Genomic DNA, 19,984 nt, shown 5'->3' on the forward strand with positions numbered 1-19,984 from the left:
TCAGTGCGAGTGTCCCTCCTGAACAGGCTCACACGTCGATATTCGCGGCCCGCAGCGCGTTCTGCTCGATGAACTCGCGACGCGGCTCCACCTCGTCGCCCATCAGCATCGTGAACACACGATCGGCCTCGATCGCATCGTCGATCTGCACGCGCAGCAGGCGGCGCACGGTCGGGTCCATCGTGGTTTCCCACAGCTGCTCGGGGTTCATCTCTCCCAGGCCCTTGTAGCGCTGGCGCGAGGTGGCGCGTTCGGCTTCGCCGATCAGCCACTTCATGGCCTGGCGGAAGTCGTCGACCTTTTCTTCCTTGGCGCGTTCACCTTCGCCGCGCTTGACCAGCGCGCCTTCGGGGCTCAACAGGCCGCGGAAGGTGTTGGCGGCTTCGGCGAGCGCGGCGTAGTCGGCGCCGTGCACGAAGTCTTGGGTGAGCACGCTGCTCTTGATGTTGCCGTGGTGGCGGCGGCTGATGCGCAGCAGCGGCTTGTCGGTGCGCGCGTCGAACTCGCTGCTCACCTCGGCCGGAATGCCGGTGGTGTTGAGCTCGCGCAGCTTGGCTTGCAGCGCAACGGCCGATGCCTCGGCGGCGGGCGTGGTGTCGAGGTCGAGCGCCACGCCGTCGGCAATGGCGCGCAGCGCCTCGGCGTCCATGAAGTTGCGCAGGCGCGCGATCACGGCCTCGGCCACCTGGTGCTTGCGCGCCAGCTCGCCCAGGGTGTCGCCGCTCAGCGTGGTGGAGTTGGCGCCGCCGGTCTGCAGGCTCGCGTCTTTCAGCGCCACCTTGAGCAGGAAGGCGTCGAGCGCGGGGCCGTCCTTCAGGTACTGCTCTTCCTTACCGACCTTCACCTTGTACAGCGGAGGCTGCGCGATGTAGATATGGCCGCGCTCGACCAGCTCCGGCATCTGGCGGTAGAAGAAGGTGAGCAGCAGCGTGCGGATGTGGGCGCCGTCGACGTCGGCGTCGGTCATGATGATGATGCGGTGGTAGCGCAGCTTGGCGACGTTGAAGTCGTCCGCGCCGCCGCCCGCGGTGGTCGCGCCAGCGCGGCCGATGCCGGTGCCCAGCGCGGTGATCATCGTGAGAATTTCGTTGCTGGTGAGCAGCTTTTCGTAGCGTGCCTTCTCGACGTTCAGGATCTTGCCGCGCAGCGGCAGGATGGCCTGGAACTTCCGGTCGCGGCCCTGCTTGGCGGAGCCGCCGGCGGAGTCACCCTCCACCAGGTAGACCTCGCACAGCGCCGGATCTTTCTCCTGGCAGTCGGCCAGCTTGCCGGGCAGGCCCATGCCGTCGAGCACGCCCTTGCGGCGCGTCATTTCGCGGGCCTTGCGGGCGGCTTCGCGGGCACGGGCGGCCTCGACGATCTTGCCGCAGATGATCTTGGCGTCGTTCGGGCGTTCCTGCAGGTAGTCGGTGAGCAGCTTGCCGACGATGTCTTCCACCGGCGCGCGCACTTCGCTGGACACCAGCTTGTCCTTGGTCTGGCTCGAGAACTTGGGCTCGGGCACCTTCACGCTCAGCACGCAGCACAGGCCTTCGCGCATGTCGTCGCCGGTGACTTCGACCTTCGCCTTCTTCGCGAACTCGTTTTCTTCGATGTACTTGTTGATGACGCGGGTCATCGCGGCGCGCAGGCCGGTGAGGTGGGTGCCGCCGTCACGCTGCGGGATGTTGTTGGTGAAGCACAGCACCTGCTCGTTGTAGCCGCTGTTCCACTGCATCGCCACTTCGACGCCGATGTGCGTGCCGGGGATGCCGCCGTAGGTGTCGGCCGGGCGCTCGCCCTCTGCGTAGAACGAGTTCGGGTGCAGGACGGTCTTGCCTTTGTTGATGAACTCCACGAAGCCGCGCACGCCGCCGGCGCCGGAGAAGTCGTCTTCCTTGCCGGTGCGCTCGTCCTTCAGGCGGATGCGCACGCCGTTGTTCAGGAAGCTCAGTTCGCGCAGGCGCTTGCTGAGGATCTCGTAGTGGAAGTCCGAGTTCTCCTTGAAGATCTGCGTGTCGGGCAGAAAGTGCACCTCGGTGCCGCGCTTGTCGGTGTCGCCGATGATCTTCATGGGCGAGACTTCGACGCCGTTCACCGTCTCGAGCAGGCGGTTCTGCACGAAGCCGCGGCTGAATTCGAGTTCGTGGATCTTGCCTTCGCGGCGCACCACGAGGCGCAGCATCACGCTCAGCGCGTTCACGCAGCTCACGCCCACGCCGTGCAGGCCGCCCGAGACCTTGTAGCTGTTCTGGTTGAACTTGCCGCCGGCGTGCAGTTCGGTGAGCGCAATTTCCGCAGCCGAGCGCTTGGGCTCGTGCTTGTCGTCCATCTTCACGCCGGTCGGGATGCCGCGGCCGTTGTCGGTAACGGAGATCGAGTTGTCGCTGTGGATGGTCACGACGATGTCGTCGCAATGGCCGGCCAGCGCCTCGTCGATGGAGTTGTCGACGACTTCGAACACCAGGTGGTGCAGGCCGGTGCCGTCGGAGGTGTCGCCGATGTACATGCCGGGGCGCTTGCGCACGGCTTCAAGCCCTTCGAGGATCGTGATGGAGCCTTCGCCGTAGCTGGTGTCGGGGGCCACGGTGTCGATCTCGGGGATGTAGACGGGCTCGGTGTGGGGCACGTCGGGCTTGTTTTCTTCAGCACTCATTCGGATATTCCTCTAACTCTCACGGCATTCACGTGATATTTCGGGCTCTCAAAAGCTCAATTCGCAGCCTCTTGAAAGCGCAAACCCGCGGAGGGCCGCGGGCTGTATGCGCAAGGCGCTGTGTGGTGTGTTTTCTAGATACGCATCGGCATCACGACGTACTTGAAAGATGCGTTCTCGGGGATGGTTAACAAGGCCGAGCTGTTGGAGTCGGCAAGGTCCAGCTTGACCATGTCCTGGTCCATGTTCGACAGCGCGTCGATCAGGTAGGTCACGTTGAAGCCGATTTCGATGGCGTCGCCGCCGTAGTCGATGTCGAGCTCGTCCTGGGCTTCTTCCTGCTCGGCGTTGTTCGACGCGATGCGCAGCGTGCCCGGCTCGATGTTCAGGCGCACGCCCTTGAACTTCTCGCTGGTCAGGATGGCGGTGCGCTGCAGGCTGGCCAGGAGCGGCGCGCGGCCCAGCGTGACGGTGTTCTTGTGGTTCTTCGGGATGACGCGGTTGTAGTCGGGGAACTTGCCCTCGACCAGCTTGGTGACGAACTCCATGCCGCCGAAGCTGAACTTGGCCTGGTTGTTCGCGAACTGCATCTCGATGGCGCCTTCGGCGTCGGACAGCAGGCGCTGCATTTCGAGCACGGTCTTGCGCGGCAGGATGACTTCCTGGCGCGGCACTTCGACGTCGAGCGTGGCCGACGAGAACGCCAGGCGGTGACCGTCGGTGGCCACCAGGCTCAGCTGCTTGCCTTCGGCAACGAACAGGATGCCGTTCAGGTAGTAGCGGATGTCGTGCACGGCCATGGCGAACGACACCTGCGAGAGCAGGTCTTTCAGCGTTTTTTGCGGCACGCTGAACACGGGGCCGAAATTGGCGGCTTCCTGCACCAGCGGAAAGTCTTCGGCGGGCAGCGACTGCAGCGTGAAACGGCTCTTGCCGCCCTTGAGCACCAGCTTGCTCGCACTCGATTCGAGGCTCACGGTCTGGTCGGCCGGCATGGTGCGCAGGATGTCGATCAGCTTGCGCGCGCCGATGGTGGTGGTGAAGTTGCCTTCGTCGCCACCGAGCTCGGCGGTGGTGCGGATCTGGATTTCGAGGTCGCTGGTGGTCAGCTGCAGCTGGCCGCCGGTCTTGCGGATCAGCACGTTCGCCAGGATCGGCAAGGTGTGACGCCGCTCGACGATGCCCGCCACCGACTGCAGCGCGGCGAGGACTTTGTCTTGGTTTGCCTTCAAAACGATCATGTCTTCTTCCTCTTCTCTATCTCTTTGAATCAGCTTGTAAGACGCCATTCTCCGCTGTCGCGAGGGGCACCCTTGATGACATTCGGCGGTCAGCCCTTGAGCGTCTGCTCGAGCACGTGGAGCTGCTGGTTGAGCTCGGTGAGCTGCTGGCGCTCGCCCGAGATCTTGCGCACCGCGTGCAGCACCGTCGTGTGGTCGCGCCCACCGAACAGCTCACCGATTTCCGGCAGGCTTTTCTGCGTGAGCTCCTTGGCCAGGTACATCGCGATCTGCCGCGGCCGCGCAATGCTGGCCGGGCGTTTCTTGCTGTACATGTCGGCGACCTTGATCTTGTAGTAGTCGGCCACCGTCTTCTGGATATTCTCGACGGAGATCTGCCGATTCTGGATCGACAGCAGGTCGCGCAGCGCCTCGCGCGCCAGGGCGATCGAGATCTCCTTCTGGTTGAAGCGCGAATACGCCAGGATCTTGCGCAGCGCCCCTTCGAGCTCGCGCACATTCGAGCGCACGTTCTTGGCGACGAAGAAGGCCACTTCTTCCGGCATTTCGGCCGATTCGGCACGTGCCTTGTTGATCAGGATGGCCACGCGCATTTCAAGCTCGGGCGGCTCGATGGCCACCGTGAGGCCCGAATCGAAGCGCGAAACCAGGCGTTCGTGGATGTCCGCCAGCCCCTTCGGATAGGTGTCGCTGGTCATCACGATGTGCGACTTCTTGGCGAGCAGGGCCTCGAACGCGTTGAAGAACTCTTCCTGCGTCCGGTCCTTGTTGGCGAAGAACTGCACATCGTCGATCAGCAACAGATCGAGCGAGTGGTAGCGCTCCTTGAACTCATCGAAAGTCTTGCGCTGATAGGCTTTGACCACATCCGAGACGAATTGCTCGGCGTGGATGTAGAGAACTTTGGAATCCGGCTTGTCGGCCAGCAGCCGGTTACCCACGGCGTGCATCAGGTGGGTCTTGCCCAGGCCGACACCGCCGTAGATGAAAAGCGGGTTGTAAAGATGGCCAGGCATGCCAGCCACGTGCATCGCCGCGGCGCGCGCCATGCGGTTGGCCGTGCCCTCGACCAGGGTGTCGAAAGTGAGGCCGGAATTCAGGCGGTTCTTGAAGCCGGCCGCGGCCGGCTCCTCGCCCGGACCAGCCACGTCGCGCGGCACATCCGTTTCGGTCATGACGGCCACGGGTGCAGAGCGCACGGGCACTTCGCGCGGAGCGAGCGCTAACTCGATGGCAACCGGCTGGCCGTACATCTTCTCGGCCATGGCGGCGATCTTGCCGGCGTACTGGGCCCGAATCCAGTCGAGCTTGAAGCGGTTCGCAACGAACACCGTCATGCGCGACAGGTCGTCAGCGACCTGCGCTGTCAGGGGCTTGATCCAGGTGTTGAACTGCTGCTCGGACAGCTCCTGCGCGAGCTGGTCGACGCAGGCCTGCCACAGGCTTTCGCCGATGCCGTCAGTCGACATGGGCGCTTGAAAAAGTGATGAGACCCTCGGGCATTTTTGGTATAGGTATTGTGGATATTCTCTGCTGGAAGGCGCTCGGCATTCTAACTTGTCAAAACCTTATCCACACGCTGGCCGGTATGCCGAAAGGCCCGCAAATCTGCTCGAAGATTGTTCCGGCGGCCAATGTTTGCGATAATTGCGGGTTTCCCTGAAAACCTCATTGCGTCTTTCGGGGGCCATCCGAAACACGCTCCCCAGCGCCCGCAGGTTTTTTCATGCGGAAATCAGGGAATCTGGAACCATCATGAAACGCACATACCAAGCATCCAAAGTCCGCCGCGCCCGTACCCACGGCTTCCTGGTCCGCATGAAGACCCGCGGCGGCCGTGCCGTCATCAACGCACGCCGCGCCAAGGGCCGCAAGCGCCTGGCCGTCTGACGGCAGACCACCTGCCGTTGCCAGCAGCCGACACGTCAGCGCAGGCTCCCGCAGCCAGCGCTTCCGGTCCAACCGGCAATGACGTGCACAGCCCGGCTTCCATGCAGCGGCTCAAGACCCGCGCGCAATTCCAGGCCGTCCTCGCAGGTGCCACCGTGGCGCGCACTGCTCATTTCGCATTGCATCGCTGTGCGCTCGATCTCGCATCGAGCGCACAGCCGTTGTTCGCGTCCGACGATGTCTGGCTGGGTGCCATGGTGCCCAAGCGCTGGGCGCGTCGTGCTGTCACGCGCAATGCCATCAAGCGTCAGATCTACGCCGTGAGTGCTGCTCCCGGCGTCGCCTTGCCGCGTGCTGCGCACGTGGTGCGCCTGCGCGCCGGTTTCGACCGCAAGGAATTCGTGAGCGCCACCTCGGACAAGCTCAAGGCCGCCGTGCGCGCCGAGCTCCAGCAACTGCTGGCGCGGGCTGCGCGCACTCCCGCGGCGCCTGCGGCACCTTCTTCTTCGCCATGAAACGCCTGCTGATCGGCCTCGTGAAGGCCTACCGTCTGCTGCTGAGCCCCTGGCTCGGCCAGTCGTGCCGCTTCACGCCGACCTGCTCCGTGTATTCGATCGAGGCGCTCGAGGTGCATGGCGCGCTCAAGGGCAGCTACCTGACTCTGCACCGCATCGCGCGCTGCCAGCCCTGGTGCCAGGGCGGCCACGATCCGGTTCCACCGAAATCTCAGCGTCGCACTGACAAGTCAGGATCGCTGTTTTCGTCTCTTCTCTCCTCCGACAAGAAGTCTTCGTCATGAACGATATCCGCCGCACGATACTGTGGGTGATTTTTGGGTTCTCGCTGGTGCTGCTGTGGGACCAATGGCAGGTCTTCAACGGCAACAAGCCGACCTTCCTGCCGTCGACCAAGCCGGCCGCCACGGCCGCAGCCCCGGCCAACGCACCTGCAGCCAGCAACAACGGCGTGCCGACCGCATCCGGCACCAGCGGCAACGCGGGCGCCGTGCCCACGCAAGCCGCCGCGGCCGCGCCGCGCGAGCAGGTCAACGTGACCACCGACCTGTTCAAGGCAACGATCGACAGTGAAGGCGCCACGGTCAACCAGCTTGAACTGCTGAAGTACGACGAAGCCGACCGCACCAAGCACGTGGTGCTGTTCGAAAACGGTTCGTCCGCTACCCGATACGTCGCGCAGACCGGCCTGCTGAACCAGGTCGACACCGGTGAGCGCTTCCCCAACCACCTGACGCCGATGACGCCGAAGGCCGGTCCGCGCGAGATGGCCGATGGCCAGAACACGCTGGAAGTGGGCTTCGAAAGCGCCCCCGTCGGCGGCCTGAAGTACATCAAGACCTACGTGTTCCACCGCGGCGACTACGTCATCGGCGTGCGCCACGAAGTGGTCAATGTGAGCGACCAGCCGCGCGACGCGCAGCTCTACATGCAGCTGCTGCGCCACGGCACCGTGGCCGCCGGCACCATGTTCGGCACCAACACCTTCACCGGTCCGGCCGCGTACACCAACGAGAAGAAGTTCCACAAGCTCGACTTCAAGGACATCGCCAAGGGCAAGATCGAACCGCCGCCGCCGGCCAACGACGGCTGGATCGCGATGGTGCAGCATTACTTCGCGTCGGCCTGGCTGCTCAAGGGCGACCCGGCCAGCGAACAGCTGCGCCGCGAGTTCCGCGTGAAGGACCTGGGCGACAACCTCTTCACTGTGGCCATGGTGGCCACGCTGCCGAAGATCGCCCCGGGTGCCACGCTGGTCGTGAACAGTGCGTTGTTCGCCGGTCCCGAAGAGGAAAAGAAGCTCGAAGCCATCGCCCCGGGCCTGGACTTGGTGAAGGACTACGGCATCTTCGCGATCATCTCCAAGCCGCTGTACTGGCTGCTCACCCAGCTGCACGGCATCCTGGGCAACTGGGGCTGGTCGATCGTCGCGCTGGTGGTGCTGCTGAAGGCGGCCTTTTACTGGCTCAACGCCAAGGCCTACGCCAGCATGGCCAAGATGAAGGCCATCAACCCGAAGATCATGGAAATGCGCGAGCGGCTGAAGGACAAGCCGCAAGAAATGCAGCAGGAAATGATGCGGATCTACAAGACCGAAAAGGTCAATCCGATGGGCGGCTGCTTCCCCATCGTGATCCAGATCCCGGTGTTCATCGCGCTCTACTGGGTGCTGCTGTCGTCGGTCGAAATGCGCCATGCGCCGTGGATCGGCTGGATCACCGACCTGTCGGCACCAGACCCCTGGTACATCCTGCCGGTCGTGATGACGGCCACCTCGCTGTTCCAGACCTGGCTCAACCCGACACCGCCCGATCCGATGCAGGCCAAGCTGATGTGGATCATGCCGCTCGCGTTCAGCGTGATGTTCATCTTCTTCCCGGCCGGCCTGGTGCTGTACTGGATCACGAACAACGTGCTGTCGATCGCGCAGCAGTGGTTCATCAACAAGCGCCTGGGCGTGCTGGGCAAGTAAGCCCCGCAAGCACCTCCGCCACCGCAAAGGGCCGCATCCGCGGCCCTTTTCCTTTTTGCTGAAAGAATCCGCCCCATGCTCGCCCGCACCACCGATCCCATCGTTGCCATCGCCACTGCCTCGGGGCGCGGGGCGGTCGGCATCGTGCGGGTGTCGGGCGCGAAGTTGGCGCCGTTGATCGACGCCCTCTGCAGCCGCGCGCTCAAGCCGCGCGAAGCCACCTACCTGCCGTTCCGCGATGCGGACGGCGAGCCGGTCGACCATGGCTTGGCCATTCACTTTCCCTCGCCGAACTCCTTCACCGGCGAGGACGTGCTCGAACTCCAGGCCCACGGAGGCGCGGTCGTGCTTCAGCTGCTTCTGGCGCGCTGCCTCGAAGCAGCGGCCGAGCCCGATCCTGTCACCGGCCGCCCCCGCCTGCCCGGCCTGCGGGTGGCCGAGCCCGGCGAGTTCAGCCAGCGGGCGTTTCTCAACGGCAAGATCGATTTAGCGCAGGCCGAGGCCATCGCCGACCTGATCGACGCCAGCACCGAGGCGGCCGCCCGCAGCGCCGGACGCTCGTTGTCGGGCGCGTTCTCGCGCGAGATCCACACGCTGCGCGACGCGCTGATCCACCTGCGCATGCTGGTGGAGGCCACGCTCGACTTTCCGGAAGAGGAAATCGACTTCCTGCAAAAGGCCGATGCCACCGGGCAGCTGGCAAGGCTGCAGTCGCAACTCGCCGCGGTGCAACAGCGCGCGCGCCAGGGCGCACTGCTGCGCGAGGGCATCAAGGTCGTGATCGCGGGCCAGCCCAACGCGGGCAAGAGCTCGCTGCTCAACGCGCTGGCCGGCGCCGAGCTGGCCATCGTGAGCGCGGTGGCGGGCACCACGCGCGACGTGGTCTCGCAGACCATCCAGATCCACGGCGTGCCGCTGCACGTGGCCGACACCGCCGGCTTGCGCGAAAGCAGCGACGAGGTCGAGCAGATCGGCGTGGCGCGTGCCTGGGACCAGATCGAAAGCGCCGATGCCGTGCTGTTCCTGCACGACCTGACGCGCGCGCACCTGGGCGACTACGCCGCGGCCGACGCGGAGATCCTGGCCGGCCTGCGGCAGAAGCTGCCCGCGAGCGTGCCGGTGCTCGATGTCTGGAACAAGCAGGACGCGGCGCCCGCCACCAGCCCCGAGCAAGGCATCGCCCTGTCCGCCAAGACCGGCCTGGGCATCGAGGCCCTGCGCGAACAGCTGCTGGCCATGGCCGGCTGGCAGGCCGTGCCCGAGGGTGTGTACCTCGCGCGCGCGCGCCACGTGCAGGCGCTGGCCCGGGTCGGAACGCACCTGGCGCTGGCCGCCAGCCATCTGGCGGCGCAGGCCCAGCTGCTCGATCTGCTGGCCGAAGAGCTGCGGCTGGCGCAGAACGCCCTGAACGAGATCACCGGCGAATTCGGCGCGGACGACCTGCTGGGGGTCATCTTTTCGCGCTTCTGCATTGGTAAATAGCTACAAGCGACCTGAAAAACGTAAACAGTTGTAGCCGAACCTTGCGGCCATCGCGGATACTTCGGCTCACATCGGGGGCCGAAGAAACATGTCAATCCAGAACCTGAGCCGCGCCATCGCGGAGAACATGAGCACCGACGCGTTTGCGTTGACGTTCAATGTCCAGCAGTGGGAAACGCTGGCGGGCTATCTGCAGCCCATCGATGCCGGCGTCGGTGACATATTGATCGAGCAGGGCACGCCCGACCGTTCGGTGTTCTTCATCGAGAGCGGCGCCATCAGCGTGCACCGCGTCAGCAGCAAGGAGCAGATGCGGCTGGCCGTGCTCACGCCCGGCTCGGTGGTCGGCGAAGGCTCGTTCTTCTCGCGGCAGCCGCATTCGGCCAATGTTGTGGTCACGGGTGCGGGCCGCGTGTGGCGGCTCACGGCGATCCGCTTTGCGGAAATGTCGAACCGCCAGCCCAACATGGCACTGGAGATCGCGATGGCGCTCGGCGCCGTGATCGCCAAGCGCATGGCGCACCGCTCCAAGCGCGTCGCCGTGACCTGACGAAACCCCGATCGCCCACCCACCACCGGATAGTCGACCAGCAAGCCAGTTTCCGTTCTGGACCCCGAGAGTAGAGAGTAGTCAGCAAGTAAGCCATGGCCTTGATCTGTCCGGTCTGCAGCACGGAAAACCGTGACGGCGCGAATTTCTGCAGGAGTTGCGGCGTCAAGCTGTCGGCCGCGGGAGACCGGATTCCGCCGCCGCCGAGCCCCGAACGCGAATGGGCCACCACCGCGCCCGCCCAGTTGCGCGCGCCGACCATTCCGGCGCCGCTGTTCGATCCGGACGAGCCGCCGCCGCCCGCGCGTGCCTCGTTCTTCAGCAGGACGCCCGCCGCGCGGCAGAACGACGAACACGCACAGACCGTGTTGATGGTGCACGACGACGGGTTGCCGCGCTCGCCTGCGCCGCCCGCAGCGTCGCCGGGGCTGGAGTCGACCTGGGCCTCGAAGCCCGAAATGAAGAAAAGACGCCGGATCAAAGTCCGGCAGTCCGTGCCGGTCGACCGTCCGCCGCGCGGGCGCGTGATCCTGCTGTGGCTCGGCCTGCTGGTGGTCGCGATGGCGATGATTGTCGCGGGCTGGTATGGCTACGGAACGCGCAAGGCGCCTGCCGCCGCCGAAGGTGCCGCATCGGCCGTCGAGACTCCCGCAGCCCCGCCACTGCCGCCGCCGACCGAGTCGTCACCGCCTGTAGCGCCCGCGGCGCCAGCGGACCCCCAGCCCGTCGAGCCAGCCGAGACGCCGCCTGCCGCGGAAGCAGCACCGGCACCGAAGCCCGTTGCCAAGCCGCGCAAGCAGGCAACCGCCGCCGCCGTGCAGCCGTCGAACGCGCCCGAACCCGCTGCTCCGGTCGCCGCTCCCGCTCCGCCGTCGGCGCCCGCCGCCCCGGCCGAGCCTCAGGCCATGTGCGGCGACCGCAACTTCGTCGCCAAGGCGCAGTGCATGGCGGCCCAGTGCCTGAAGCCCGAGTTCAAGGCCCATGCGCAGTGCGAAGCGGTACGTCGTCAGCAGCGACTCGAAGAAGAAAAGCGCAACCCGAGCCTGATCAACTGATCGGTCGGGACCGAAGCGAAGGCTGCTGGATCGTCAGCCTTTTTGCAGCCGCTCCACGGCCATCGCCAGCGCGGCTGGTTTGCCGGACAGCACCAGCGTGTCGCCGTCCGACAGCACCGGGTTGTCGGCCAGCGCGCGCGGCTGGCCGTCTTGGCGGCGCAGGCTGGCGACGCGCACGCCCAGCGTGTGCAGCGCCACCTGTTCCAGCGTCTGGCCGACCGCACGTGCGCCGGCATTGAGGGTGAAGCTGTTGAGGCGCTCGTGGTCGATCTCGTCGGCGTTGTCGTCGTCGGCGCCGTGGAAATAGCCGCGCAGCAGGTTGTAGCGGGCATCGCGCTGGTCCTGCACCACGCGGATCACGCGCCGCATCGGCACGCCGACCAGCGCCAGCGCATGGCTCGCGAGCATCAGCGAACCTTCGATGGCCTCGGGCACCACCTCGGTGGCACCCGCGGCCTGCAGCTTTTCGAGATCGTGGTCGTCCTGCGTGCGCACGATCACCGGCACGTGCGGCGCATGGGCGCGCGTGTTGGCCAGTACCTTCATCGCGCCCGGCACGTCGAGATAAGTGACGACCACGGCGCTGGCGCGTGCCAGGCCCGCGGCCATCAGGGCCTGCAACCGCGCCGCGTCGCCGAACACCACCGAGTCGCCGGCGGCGGCGGCCTGGCGCACGCGATCGGGGTCGAGGTCGAGCGCCATGTACGGAATGCCCTCGCGTTCGAGGATGCGCGCCAGGTTCTGGCCGCAGCGCCCATAGCCGCAGATGATCACGTGCTGCGCGGTGTTGATGGTCTTGCGCGCGATGCTCGTCATCTGCAGTGACTGCTGCAGCCAGTCGCTGGCCACGAGCTTTCGCACGATGGCATTGCTGTACATGATGATGAAAGGCGTGGCCAGCATCGACAGCACCATCGACGCCAGCACCGGGTTGGCCAGCCACGGCGGCAGCAGGCTGCGTTCCTGCGCCAGCGTCAGCAGCACGAAGCCGAATTCGCCGGCCTGCGCAAGGTAGAGGCCGGTGCGCAGCGATACGCCCGAGGTGGCACCGAGCACCCGCGCCAGCACCGTTACCAGCCCCAGCTTGAACGCCAGCGGCACCAGCAGCAGCACGCCCACCAGCAGCCAGCGCTCGACCACAATGTGCCAGTCGAGCGACATGCCCACGGTGATGAAGAACAGCCCCAGCAGCACGTCGTGGAAGGGGCGGATGTCGGTCTCGACCTGGTGCTTGTATTCGGTTTCCGACACCAGCATGCCCGCGATGAACGCGCCCAGCGCCAGGCTCAGGCCGGCCAGCTCGGTGAGCCAGGCCAGGCCCAGCGTGATCAGCAACACGTTCAGGATGAAGAGTTCTTCGCTGCGCCGCCGCGCCACCAGCGTGAGCCACCAGCGCATGATGCGCGGGCCGCCGTAGAGCAGCACGCCGATCAAAAAGCTCGCCTTCAGCAGCGCCAGCCCCAGCGCCTTGGCCAGCGCCTCGGGCGGCGCGCCCAATGCGGGAATCAGCACCAGCAGCGGCACCACGGCCAAGTCTTGAAACAGCAGTACGCCCATCACGCGCTTGCCGTGCTCGCTCTCGAGCTCGAGCCGCTCGGCCATCAGCTTGACCACGATGGCCGTGCTGCTCATGGTGAGCGCGCCCGACAGCGCCAGCGCTGTCTGCCAGCCCAACTGCCATGTCGGGGGCAGCAGCAGCCGGGCGATCAGCAGCGCGCCGACCGTGGCGATGGACATCGTCAGCAGCACCTGCAGCAGGCCCAGCCCGAACACGTGCTTTCGCATCGCGCGCAGCTTCGGCAGGCTGAACTCCAACCCGATCACGAACATGAGGAACACCACGCCGAATTCGCCCAGGTGCTGGATGCCTTCGGTGTTCTGCGCCAGCGCGAAGGCATGCGGCCCGATCAACACGCCAGCCGACAGATAGCCCAGCATCGGCGGCAGCTTGAGGGAGCGGCACGCCACCACGCCGATCACCGCGGCCAGGAGATACAACAGCGTGAGATCGAACGAAGACATAGGCGCCGATGCTAGAGCAATGTCCGTGCCCCGGGCTTCCCCGGGCCATGTGATCCCGGGCGCCGGCCGGCCCGTAAAATCCGCAGATGAGCTCCCGCCCCGTTCCGGCCCCAGTGGTCGACCCCGAAGCCATCCTTGCTCGGGCACGCCTCACCTTCGACATCGAAGCCGAAGCCGTCACCGGTCTGAAAGACCGCGTCGGTCCGAGCTTCGTCGATGCCGTGCGCAAGATCCTCGAAGTGCGCGGCCGCGTGGTCGTGATGGGCATGGGCAAGAGCGGCCACGTCGGCCGCAAGATCGCCGCCACCCTTGCCTCTACCGGAACGCCCGCGATGTTCGTGCACCCGGCCGAAGCCAGCCACGGCGATCTCGGCATGATCAAGGCGGTCGACCTGGTGCTGGCCATTTCCAACAGCGGCGAGGTCGACGAGCTCACCGTCATCCTGCCGGTCGTCAAGCGCCAGGGCGTGCCCCTGATCGCCATGACCGGCCGCCCCGAATCCACCCTTGCCCGCCATGCCGACATCTTGATCGACGCGGGCGTGTCAAAGGAAGCCTGCCCGCTCAACCTCGCCCCCACCGCCAGCACCACCGCTCAGATGGCGATGGGCGATGCGCTGGCCGTGGCGCTGCTCGACGCGCGCGGCTTCGGCTCGGAAGACTTCGCGCGCTCGCACCCGGGCGGCGCGCTCGGGCGCAAGCTGCTCACTCACGTGAGCGACGTCATGCGCTCGGGCGACGAAGTGCCGCGCGTGCCGCCGTCGGCCAACATCAGCGAGCTGATGCGCGCGATGAGCATCAAGGGCTTCGGCGCCGCCGCGGTGATCGAGCCCGACGGCCGCGCCTCGGGCATCTTCACCGACGGCGACCTGCGCCGGTTGATCGAAGCGGGCGCCGATTTGCGCAGCCCCAAGGCGGTCGACGTCATGCACCGCGACCCGCGCACCATCCGCGTCGACGCGCTGGCGGTGGAAGCCGCAGAGCTGATGGAGCAATGCGGCATCACCCGCCTGTTCGTGATCGACGGCGCGGGGGTGATCGTCGGCGCGATCAACACCAACGACCTGATGCGCGCGAAGGTCATCTGATGCCGCTCGAGTTCCAGGCCGAGACCTTGCTCGCCGCGCAGGACGTGCGCATCGTTTTCTTCGACATCGACGGCGTGCTGACCGACGGCGGCGTGTACTTCACCGAGCACGGCGAAACGCTCAAGCGCTTCAGCATCCTCGACGGCTACGGCCTGAAGCTGCTGCGCAAGGCCGGCATCGTGCCGGCCGTGATCACCGGGCGCGATTCCAAGCCGCTGCGCGTGCGGCTCGAAGCGCTGGGCATCGAGCACGTGCGCTACGGCACCGAAGACAAGCTGCCCGCCGCGCAGGCCATGCTCGACCAACTCGGCTTTACGTGGGCGCAGGCCGCGGCCATCGGCGACGACTGGCCCGACCTGCCGGTGCTCACGCGCGTCGGCTTCGCGGCGGCGCCGGCCAATGCTCACGTGGAAGTGCGCGGCATTGCGCGCTACGTCACCCAGGCGCGCGGTGGCGAAGGCGCGGCGCGAGAGTTCTGCGACCTGCTGCTCACAGCCTGCGGCCAATACCGCGCGATGCTCGACGCTGCCCGAGGCCCGACCACATGAGCAATTTGAAACGCGCATGGGGCATGGTGCGCGAAGTCCTCGACCGCGCCACGATCTACCTGCCGATCATCCTCACGGCTGCCGTCGCGCTCGGCACCTACTGGCTGGTGCGTAACGCACCCAAGCTGCTGGAGCCCACGGCCAAGGTCGCGCCTACGCATGAGCCCGACTACTTCATGCGCGACTTCGTCATCAAGAACTTCCTGCCCAACGGCGACCTGCGCAGCGAACTGCATGGCGTCGAAGGCCGGCACTACCCCGACACCGACACCATCGAGATCGACAAGGTGCGCATGCGCAGCGTGTCGCCCGAGGGCCTGGTGACGCGCGGGTCGGCTGACCGCGGCCTGTCGAACTCCGACGGCAGCGAGGTGCAGTTGTTCGGCAATGCGATCGTCATTCGCGATCCTTCGGTGGGCCCGAACGGCAAGCCTGCGCCGCGCCTCGAGTTCCGCGGCGAGTTCCTGCACGCTTATGTCGACACCGAACGCGTCACGTCGAACAAGCCGGTCACGCTCATTCGCGGCACCGACCAGTTCACCGGCGACACGCTCGACTACGACAACCTGAGCGGCGTGGCCAATCTGAACGGCCGGGTGCGCGGCGTGCTGATTCCGTCGGCGGCTCCAGCCGCTCCTGCTCCCGCCAAGAAGCGCTGAAGAAGACACTCCTGCATGACCACGTCCCCGCTTGTCTTCATCACCGGCGCATCGAGCGGCATCGGCCAGGCGCTGGCCGCGAGCTTCTACGATGCGGGTTATCGCCTGGCACTGGTCGCCCGGCGCACGGGGGAGATCGAAGCGTGGGCGAGCGCCCGCCAGCTTAGCGCAGACCGCTACCGGATCTACAGCGCCGATGTGGCGCAGACCGACAGCATCGTCGCCGCCGGCAACGCCTGTATCGCGCAGCAGGGGCTACCCGATGTGGTGATCGCCAATGCCGGCATCAGCGTCGGCATCGACACGGCCGAGCGCTCCGACCTCGATGTGCTGGCGCAGACCTTCGCCACCAACAACGTCGGCTTGGCCGCCACCTTCCACCCGTTCGTGCAGGCAATGGTGCAGCGCGGCGGTGGGCGGCTGGTGGGCATCGGCAGCGTGGCGTCCATCCGCGGATTGCCGGGGCATGGCGCGTACTGCGCCAGCAAGGCCGGCGTGGTGGCGTACTGCGAGAGCCTGCGCGGCGAGCTGTTCAATAGCGGGGTCAAGGTCGTCACCCTCTGCCCGGGCTACATCGACACGCCGCTCACGCAGGGCAACCGGTACGGCATGCCTTTTCTCATGAAGGCGGAAGATTTTGCGGCCCAGGCACTGCGCGCCATCGAGGCCGGCACGAGCTACCGCGTGATTCCCTGGCAGATGGGCGTGATCGCCAAGATCATGCGCATGCTGCCCAACGCCGTGCTCGATCGGGCGGTGCAAGGGCGCGAACGCAAGAAGCGAAGCGGTGAAGCCTGAGCAACAAGCGCCGGGCGATCGCCCATTGAAAAAGGCTCCCGAGGGAGCCTTTTGTCTGTGTGCCTGGGAGCCCAGGGCTTAGTAGCCGCTGTTGCCGCCACCACCGTAGCCGCCGCCACCGCCGCCGGAGCGGCCACCGCCGCCACCGCCACGGGGACCGGCGCCGTAGGGGCTGCGGAAACCGCCGTCGCCACCACCACCGCCGCCACCGCTGCGGCCACCACCACCGCCGCCGTAGCCGCCGCCACCGCCGGAGCGGCCACCGCCACCACCACCGTAGCCGCCACCACCTCCGCCGTAGCCTCCGCCACCACCGCCGCCATAACCACCACCGCCGCCGCCGCCGTAGCCGCCACCACCGCCGCTGCGCGGGGGACGTGCTTCCATCGGACGTGCTTCGTTGACGACGACGCTGCGGCCACCCAGGGGCTGGCCGTTCATGCCGTTGATTGCTGCTTGTGCTTCCGCGTCACTGCCCATCTCGACGAAGCCGAAGCCCTTCGAGCGGCCGGTGTCACGTTCCATCATGACCTTGGCGCTGGTCACTGCGCCGAACTGCCCGAAGGCCTGTTCGAGATCTCCGTCGCGCACCGAGTAAGGCAGGTTGCCGACGTACAGTTTGTTGCCCATCAAGGGACTCCTATAAACACATCAAGAAAAGCGATGGAGTCCCGAAAGCATCACTCAAACGAGAGCCGTCGAGTCGCGCGAAACTGACCGATCACCGAACTGCCCCCCGACCAAAATGAAGAGGGAGGCTCGTGCATTATGGGTGAAATATCCGAATTGCAAGCGGGAATTTGCGTCTTGAGGTAGCACCTGTCAAAACTATTGGAAAGCTAGTGCCTACTTGCATGTTTGGGCGAGGTCCTTGGCGCTACATGTAGAATTCGCCCCGTCATTGGGGAGTAGCCGCCTTCCGATTTGCGAGAAGGGCCCGCGTCAACAGACTTGTCCTGCCCCACACAGGACATGGCGCGTGCAGTGAACACACCTGGCGAGACCTTTGACCGTGCAACTTCGGGAATATGGCCGAAGGTGTTGCACGGTCAATTGCGTCCTTCGGCCCAAGGAACCCCACGTCCATCATGGAAGCTTTTCTCGTTGCAACCGGCGTAGTTGCGCTCGCCGAAATGGGCGACAAGACCCAACTCCTGGCCCTCTTGCTCGCTGCCCGTTTCAGGAAACCCTGGCCCATCGTCCTGGGCATCTTCGCCGCCACCATCATCAACCACGCGCTGGCGGGTGCCGTCGGCAACTACATCACGCGTTGGCTCGGGCCCGAGGTGCTGCGCTGGATCCTGGGCGGCTCGTTCATCGCGATGGCCGCCTGGATGCTGATTCCAGACAAGCTCGACGACGACGATGCCCCGGGCGCGTCGAAGTTCGGCGTCTTCGGCACCACGGTGATCGCGTTCTTCCTCGCCGAGATGGGCGACAAGACCCAGATCGCCACCGTCATGCTGGCCGCCCGCTTCACGCACGACTACTTCTGGGTGGTCGCAGGCACCACGCTGGGCATGATGCTGGCCAACGCGCCGGTGGTGTGGCTCGGCGAGAAGATCGTGCGGCGCGTGCCGATCAAGCTCGTGCATGCCATCTCCGCCGCGATCTTCCTGGTGCTCGGCATCATCATGATCATCGGCTGGTAGTTATCCGACGGGGCGATATACTGCCTCTTGCGCCGATTTGCTTCAGCTTGCGGGCGCTTTATAAATTCAGCTAAAGACAGGCGCGGCAGACCCGGCTCGTTTTTGGCGAGGCCGGGTTTTTTCATTCATGTCGTCGTCACCACCCTTGGTCGTCACCTCGCAGTCGATGCAGTTCGCAGGCCCGCTGGCCCTGCGCAGCGGCGCGTCGATCAGCGACTACACGCTCGCCTACGAAACCTACGGCACCCTGAACGCCGAGCGGAGCAACGCTGTGCTGGTGTGCCATGCGCTCAATGCCTCGCACCACGTGGCCGGTGTCTACCAGGGCCAGGCCCGCTCCGAGGGCTGGTGGGACAACATGGTGGGCCCCGGCAAGCCTGTCGACACTGACCGCTTCTTCGTCATCGGCGTCAACAACCTCGGCTCCTGCTTCGGCTCGACCGGCCCGATGCACGTCAACCCCGCTACCGGGCGCGTCTACGGCGCCGACTTCCCGGTGGTCACGGTCGAAGACTGGGTCGACGCGCAGGCCGCGCTGCTCGACGCACTCGGCATCCAGACGCTCGCGGCCGTCATGGGCGGCAGCCTCGGCGGCATGCAGGCGCTGTCGTGGACGCTGCAATACCCCAGCCGCGTGCGCCACGCCGTGGTGGTGGCCAGCGCGCCCAACCTCACGGCCGAGAACATCGCCTTCAACGAAGTCGCGCGCCGCGCCATCGTGACCGACCCTGACTTCCACGGCGGCCACTTCTACGAACACGGCGTGATCCCGAAGCGCGGCCTGCGCATCGCGCGAATGATCGGCCACATCACCTACCTCAGCGACGACGTGATGAACGAGAAGTTCGGCCGCATCCTGCGCAGCGCCGTCGAGGGCGAGGTGGCGGGGCTCGACTACCGCTACTCCACACAGGACGTCGAGTTCCAGATCGAAAGCTACCTGCGCTACCAGGGCGACAAGTTCAGCGAGTACTTCGACGCCAACACCTACCTGCTGATCACCCGCGCGCTCGACTACTTCGACCCCGCGCGCAGCCACGGCGGCAAGCTCAGCACCGCGCTGGCCCAGGCCACGGCCAAGTTCCTGCTCGTGAGTTTCAAGACCGACTGGCGCTTCTCGCCCGCGCGCAGCCGCGAACTTGTGAAGGCGCTGCTCGACAACCGCCGCAACGTGAGTTACGCCGAGATCGACGCGCCGCACGGCCACGATGCCTTCCTGCTCGACGACGTGCGCTACATGGGCGTGGTGCGCTCGTACTTCGAACGCGTCGCGAAGGAGTTCCAATGAGCGACCTCGAACATCAACGATTGATTGCAGAGCTCGTGCCCCAAGGCTCGCGCGTGCTCGACCTCGGCTGCGGCGACGGCGCCCTGCTCGACCTGCTGCAGCGCGAGCGCGGCTGCACCGGCTATGGCGTGGAGATCGCCGACGGCAACGTGCTGCAGTGCATCCGCCGCGGCGTCGACGTGATCCAGCTCAACCTCGACGAAGGCCTGGCGATGTTCGACGACGCCTCCTTCGACGTGGTGCTGCAGATCGACACGCTTCAGCACCTGCGCAATGCCGAAGTGATGCTGCGCGAGACCGCGCGCGTCGGCCGCATCGGCGTTGTCGCCTTTCCCAACTTCGCGCACTGGCCCAACCGCCTGAGCGTGGCGCGCGGACGCATGCCTGTGACGCGCCGCCTGCCCTACCAGTGGTACGACACGCCCAACATCCGCGTCGGCACCTTCAAGGACTTCGAGGTGCTGGCCGGCAAGAACAACCTGCGCGTGCTCGACGCCTTCGGCCTGCAGGATGGGCGCGACGTGCGCTGGCTGCCCAACGCGCGCGCCAGCACGGCGGTCTTCAAGTTCGAGCGCGGCGGCGGCTGAAC

At 66.0% G+C, this 19,984-nt stretch carries 19 protein-coding genes and 1 riboswitch; of the genes, 14 read left to right on the forward strand and 5 right to left on the reverse strand.

Features of this window, described 5'->3' with window-relative positions:
- Positions 1-28: 28 nt before the first annotated feature.
- From gyrB to dnaA, 3 genes are all read right to left on the reverse strand, one after another.
- Positions 29-2,635, reverse strand: coding sequence for a DNA topoisomerase (ATP-hydrolyzing) subunit B (gene gyrB, locus NWF24_RS32255; RefSeq protein ID WP_093054970.1), 2,607 nt, complete (start codon positions 2,633-2,635; stop codon positions 29-31).
- A 134-nt stretch (positions 2,636-2,769) separates the two neighbouring features.
- Positions 2,770-3,876: a DNA polymerase III subunit beta gene (gene dnaN / locus NWF24_RS32260; RefSeq protein WP_093054972.1), complete on the reverse strand. Its 1,107-nt coding sequence runs from the start codon at positions 3,874-3,876 to the stop codon at positions 2,770-2,772.
- 89 nt (positions 3,877-3,965) lie between these two features.
- The gene (gene dnaA, locus NWF24_RS32265; protein WP_019653666.1) at positions 3,966-5,345 is read right to left on the reverse strand and encodes a chromosomal replication initiator protein DnaA; all 1,380 of its coding nucleotides are present in this window, start codon (positions 5,343-5,345) and stop codon (positions 3,966-3,968) included.
- 286 nt (positions 5,346-5,631) lie between these two features.
- Here dnaA and rpmH point away from each other — a divergent pair, with 286 nt between their 5' ends.
- From rpmH to NWF24_RS32300, 7 genes are all read left to right on the forward strand, one after another.
- Positions 5,632-5,766, forward strand: coding sequence for a 50S ribosomal protein L34 (gene rpmH / locus NWF24_RS32270; RefSeq protein WP_007834827.1), 135 nt, complete (start codon positions 5,632-5,634; stop codon positions 5,764-5,766).
- Between the two features lie 101 nt (positions 5,767-5,867).
- Positions 5,868-6,281, forward strand: a complete 414-nt coding sequence (locus NWF24_RS32275) for a ribonuclease P protein component (RefSeq protein ID WP_093054974.1) — start codon at positions 5,868-5,870, stop codon at positions 6,279-6,281.
- The gene (yidD, locus tag NWF24_RS32280; protein WP_093054976.1) at positions 6,278-6,565 is read left to right on the forward strand and encodes a membrane protein insertion efficiency factor YidD; all 288 of its coding nucleotides are present in this window, start codon (positions 6,278-6,280) and stop codon (positions 6,563-6,565) included. The genes NWF24_RS32275 and yidD overlap by 4 nt, the downstream gene beginning before the upstream one ends.
- The gene (gene yidC, locus NWF24_RS32285; protein ID WP_258352081.1) at positions 6,562-8,253 is read left to right on the forward strand and encodes a membrane protein insertase YidC; all 1,692 of its coding nucleotides are present in this window, start codon (positions 6,562-6,564) and stop codon (positions 8,251-8,253) included. Before yidD ends, yidC begins: the two co-directional genes overlap by 4 nt.
- A 75-nt stretch (positions 8,254-8,328) precedes the next feature.
- Positions 8,329-9,735, forward strand: coding sequence for a tRNA uridine-5-carboxymethylaminomethyl(34) synthesis GTPase MnmE (gene mnmE / locus NWF24_RS32290; RefSeq protein WP_258352082.1), 1,407 nt, complete (start codon positions 8,329-8,331; stop codon positions 9,733-9,735).
- Positions 9,736-9,823: 88 nt separating this feature from the next.
- Positions 9,824-10,285, forward strand: coding sequence for a Crp/Fnr family transcriptional regulator (locus tag NWF24_RS32295; RefSeq protein ID WP_093054982.1), 462 nt, complete (start codon positions 9,824-9,826; stop codon positions 10,283-10,285).
- Positions 10,286-10,380: 95 nt separating this feature from the next.
- A complete protein-coding gene (locus NWF24_RS32300; protein WP_258352083.1) occupies positions 10,381-11,340 on the forward strand; it encodes a zinc ribbon domain-containing protein in 960 nt (319 codons plus the stop codon).
- 33 nt (positions 11,341-11,373) lie between these two features.
- On the opposite strand, the gene NWF24_RS32305 is transcribed toward NWF24_RS32300, so the two are convergent.
- Positions 11,374-13,362, reverse strand: coding sequence for a monovalent cation:proton antiporter family protein (locus NWF24_RS32305; protein ID WP_258352084.1), 1,989 nt, complete (start codon positions 13,360-13,362; stop codon positions 11,374-11,376).
- An 86-nt stretch (positions 13,363-13,448) separates the two neighbouring features.
- Between NWF24_RS32305 and NWF24_RS32310 the strand changes: the two genes are divergently transcribed.
- From NWF24_RS32310 to NWF24_RS32325, 4 genes are read left to right on the forward strand one after another with little or no spacing between them, the layout of a single operon-like run.
- Positions 13,449-14,450, forward strand: coding sequence for a KpsF/GutQ family sugar-phosphate isomerase (locus tag NWF24_RS32310; RefSeq protein WP_258352085.1), 1,002 nt, complete (start codon positions 13,449-13,451; stop codon positions 14,448-14,450).
- The gene (locus NWF24_RS32315; RefSeq protein ID WP_258352086.1) at positions 14,450-14,998 is read left to right on the forward strand and encodes a KdsC family phosphatase; all 549 of its coding nucleotides are present in this window, start codon (positions 14,450-14,452) and stop codon (positions 14,996-14,998) included. The genes NWF24_RS32310 and NWF24_RS32315 overlap by 1 nt, the downstream gene beginning before the upstream one ends.
- A complete protein-coding gene (gene lptC / locus NWF24_RS32320) occupies positions 14,995-15,657 on the forward strand; it encodes an LPS export ABC transporter periplasmic protein LptC (protein ID WP_258352087.1) in 663 nt (220 codons plus the stop codon). The genes NWF24_RS32315 and lptC overlap by 4 nt, the downstream gene beginning before the upstream one ends.
- A 15-nt stretch (positions 15,658-15,672) precedes the next feature.
- On the forward strand, positions 15,673-16,455 hold the full coding sequence (locus NWF24_RS32325; protein ID WP_258352088.1) for an SDR family oxidoreductase: 783 nt from the start codon (positions 15,673-15,675) through the stop codon (positions 16,453-16,455).
- A gap of 78 nt (positions 16,456-16,533) precedes the next feature.
- Here the strand turns inward: NWF24_RS32325 and NWF24_RS32330 are convergent, their stop codons facing one another.
- Positions 16,534-17,085, reverse strand: coding sequence for an RNA recognition motif domain-containing protein (locus NWF24_RS32330; RefSeq protein ID WP_258352089.1), 552 nt, complete (start codon positions 17,083-17,085; stop codon positions 16,534-16,536).
- Positions 17,086-17,346: 261 nt separating this feature from the next.
- A riboswitch (yybP-ykoY riboswitch) is annotated at positions 17,347-17,534 on the forward strand.
- A gap of 9 nt (positions 17,535-17,543) precedes the next feature.
- On the opposite strand from NWF24_RS32330, the gene NWF24_RS32335 reads away from it, so the two are divergent.
- The 3 genes from NWF24_RS32335 to metW all read left to right on the forward strand — a co-directional run bounded on the left by NWF24_RS32335 (position 17,544) and on the right by metW (position 19,982).
- Positions 17,544-18,107: a TMEM165/GDT1 family protein gene (locus tag NWF24_RS32335; RefSeq protein ID WP_258352090.1), complete on the forward strand. Its 564-nt coding sequence runs from the start codon at positions 17,544-17,546 to the stop codon at positions 18,105-18,107.
- A 127-nt stretch (positions 18,108-18,234) separates the two neighbouring features.
- Positions 18,235-19,395 (forward strand): homoserine O-succinyltransferase MetX, encoded by a 1,161-nt coding sequence (gene metX / locus NWF24_RS32340; RefSeq protein ID WP_093054998.1) that lies wholly within the window; start codon positions 18,235-18,237, stop codon positions 19,393-19,395.
- The gene (metW, locus tag NWF24_RS32345; protein WP_093055000.1) at positions 19,392-19,982 is read left to right on the forward strand and encodes a methionine biosynthesis protein MetW; all 591 of its coding nucleotides are present in this window, start codon (positions 19,392-19,394) and stop codon (positions 19,980-19,982) included. The genes metX and metW overlap by 4 nt, the downstream gene beginning before the upstream one ends.
- Positions 19,983-19,984: the final 2 nt, after the last annotated feature.

This window comes from Variovorax paradoxus (assembly GCF_024734665.1).
Taxonomy (GTDB): Bacteria; Pseudomonadota; Gammaproteobacteria; order Burkholderiales; family Burkholderiaceae_C; genus Variovorax.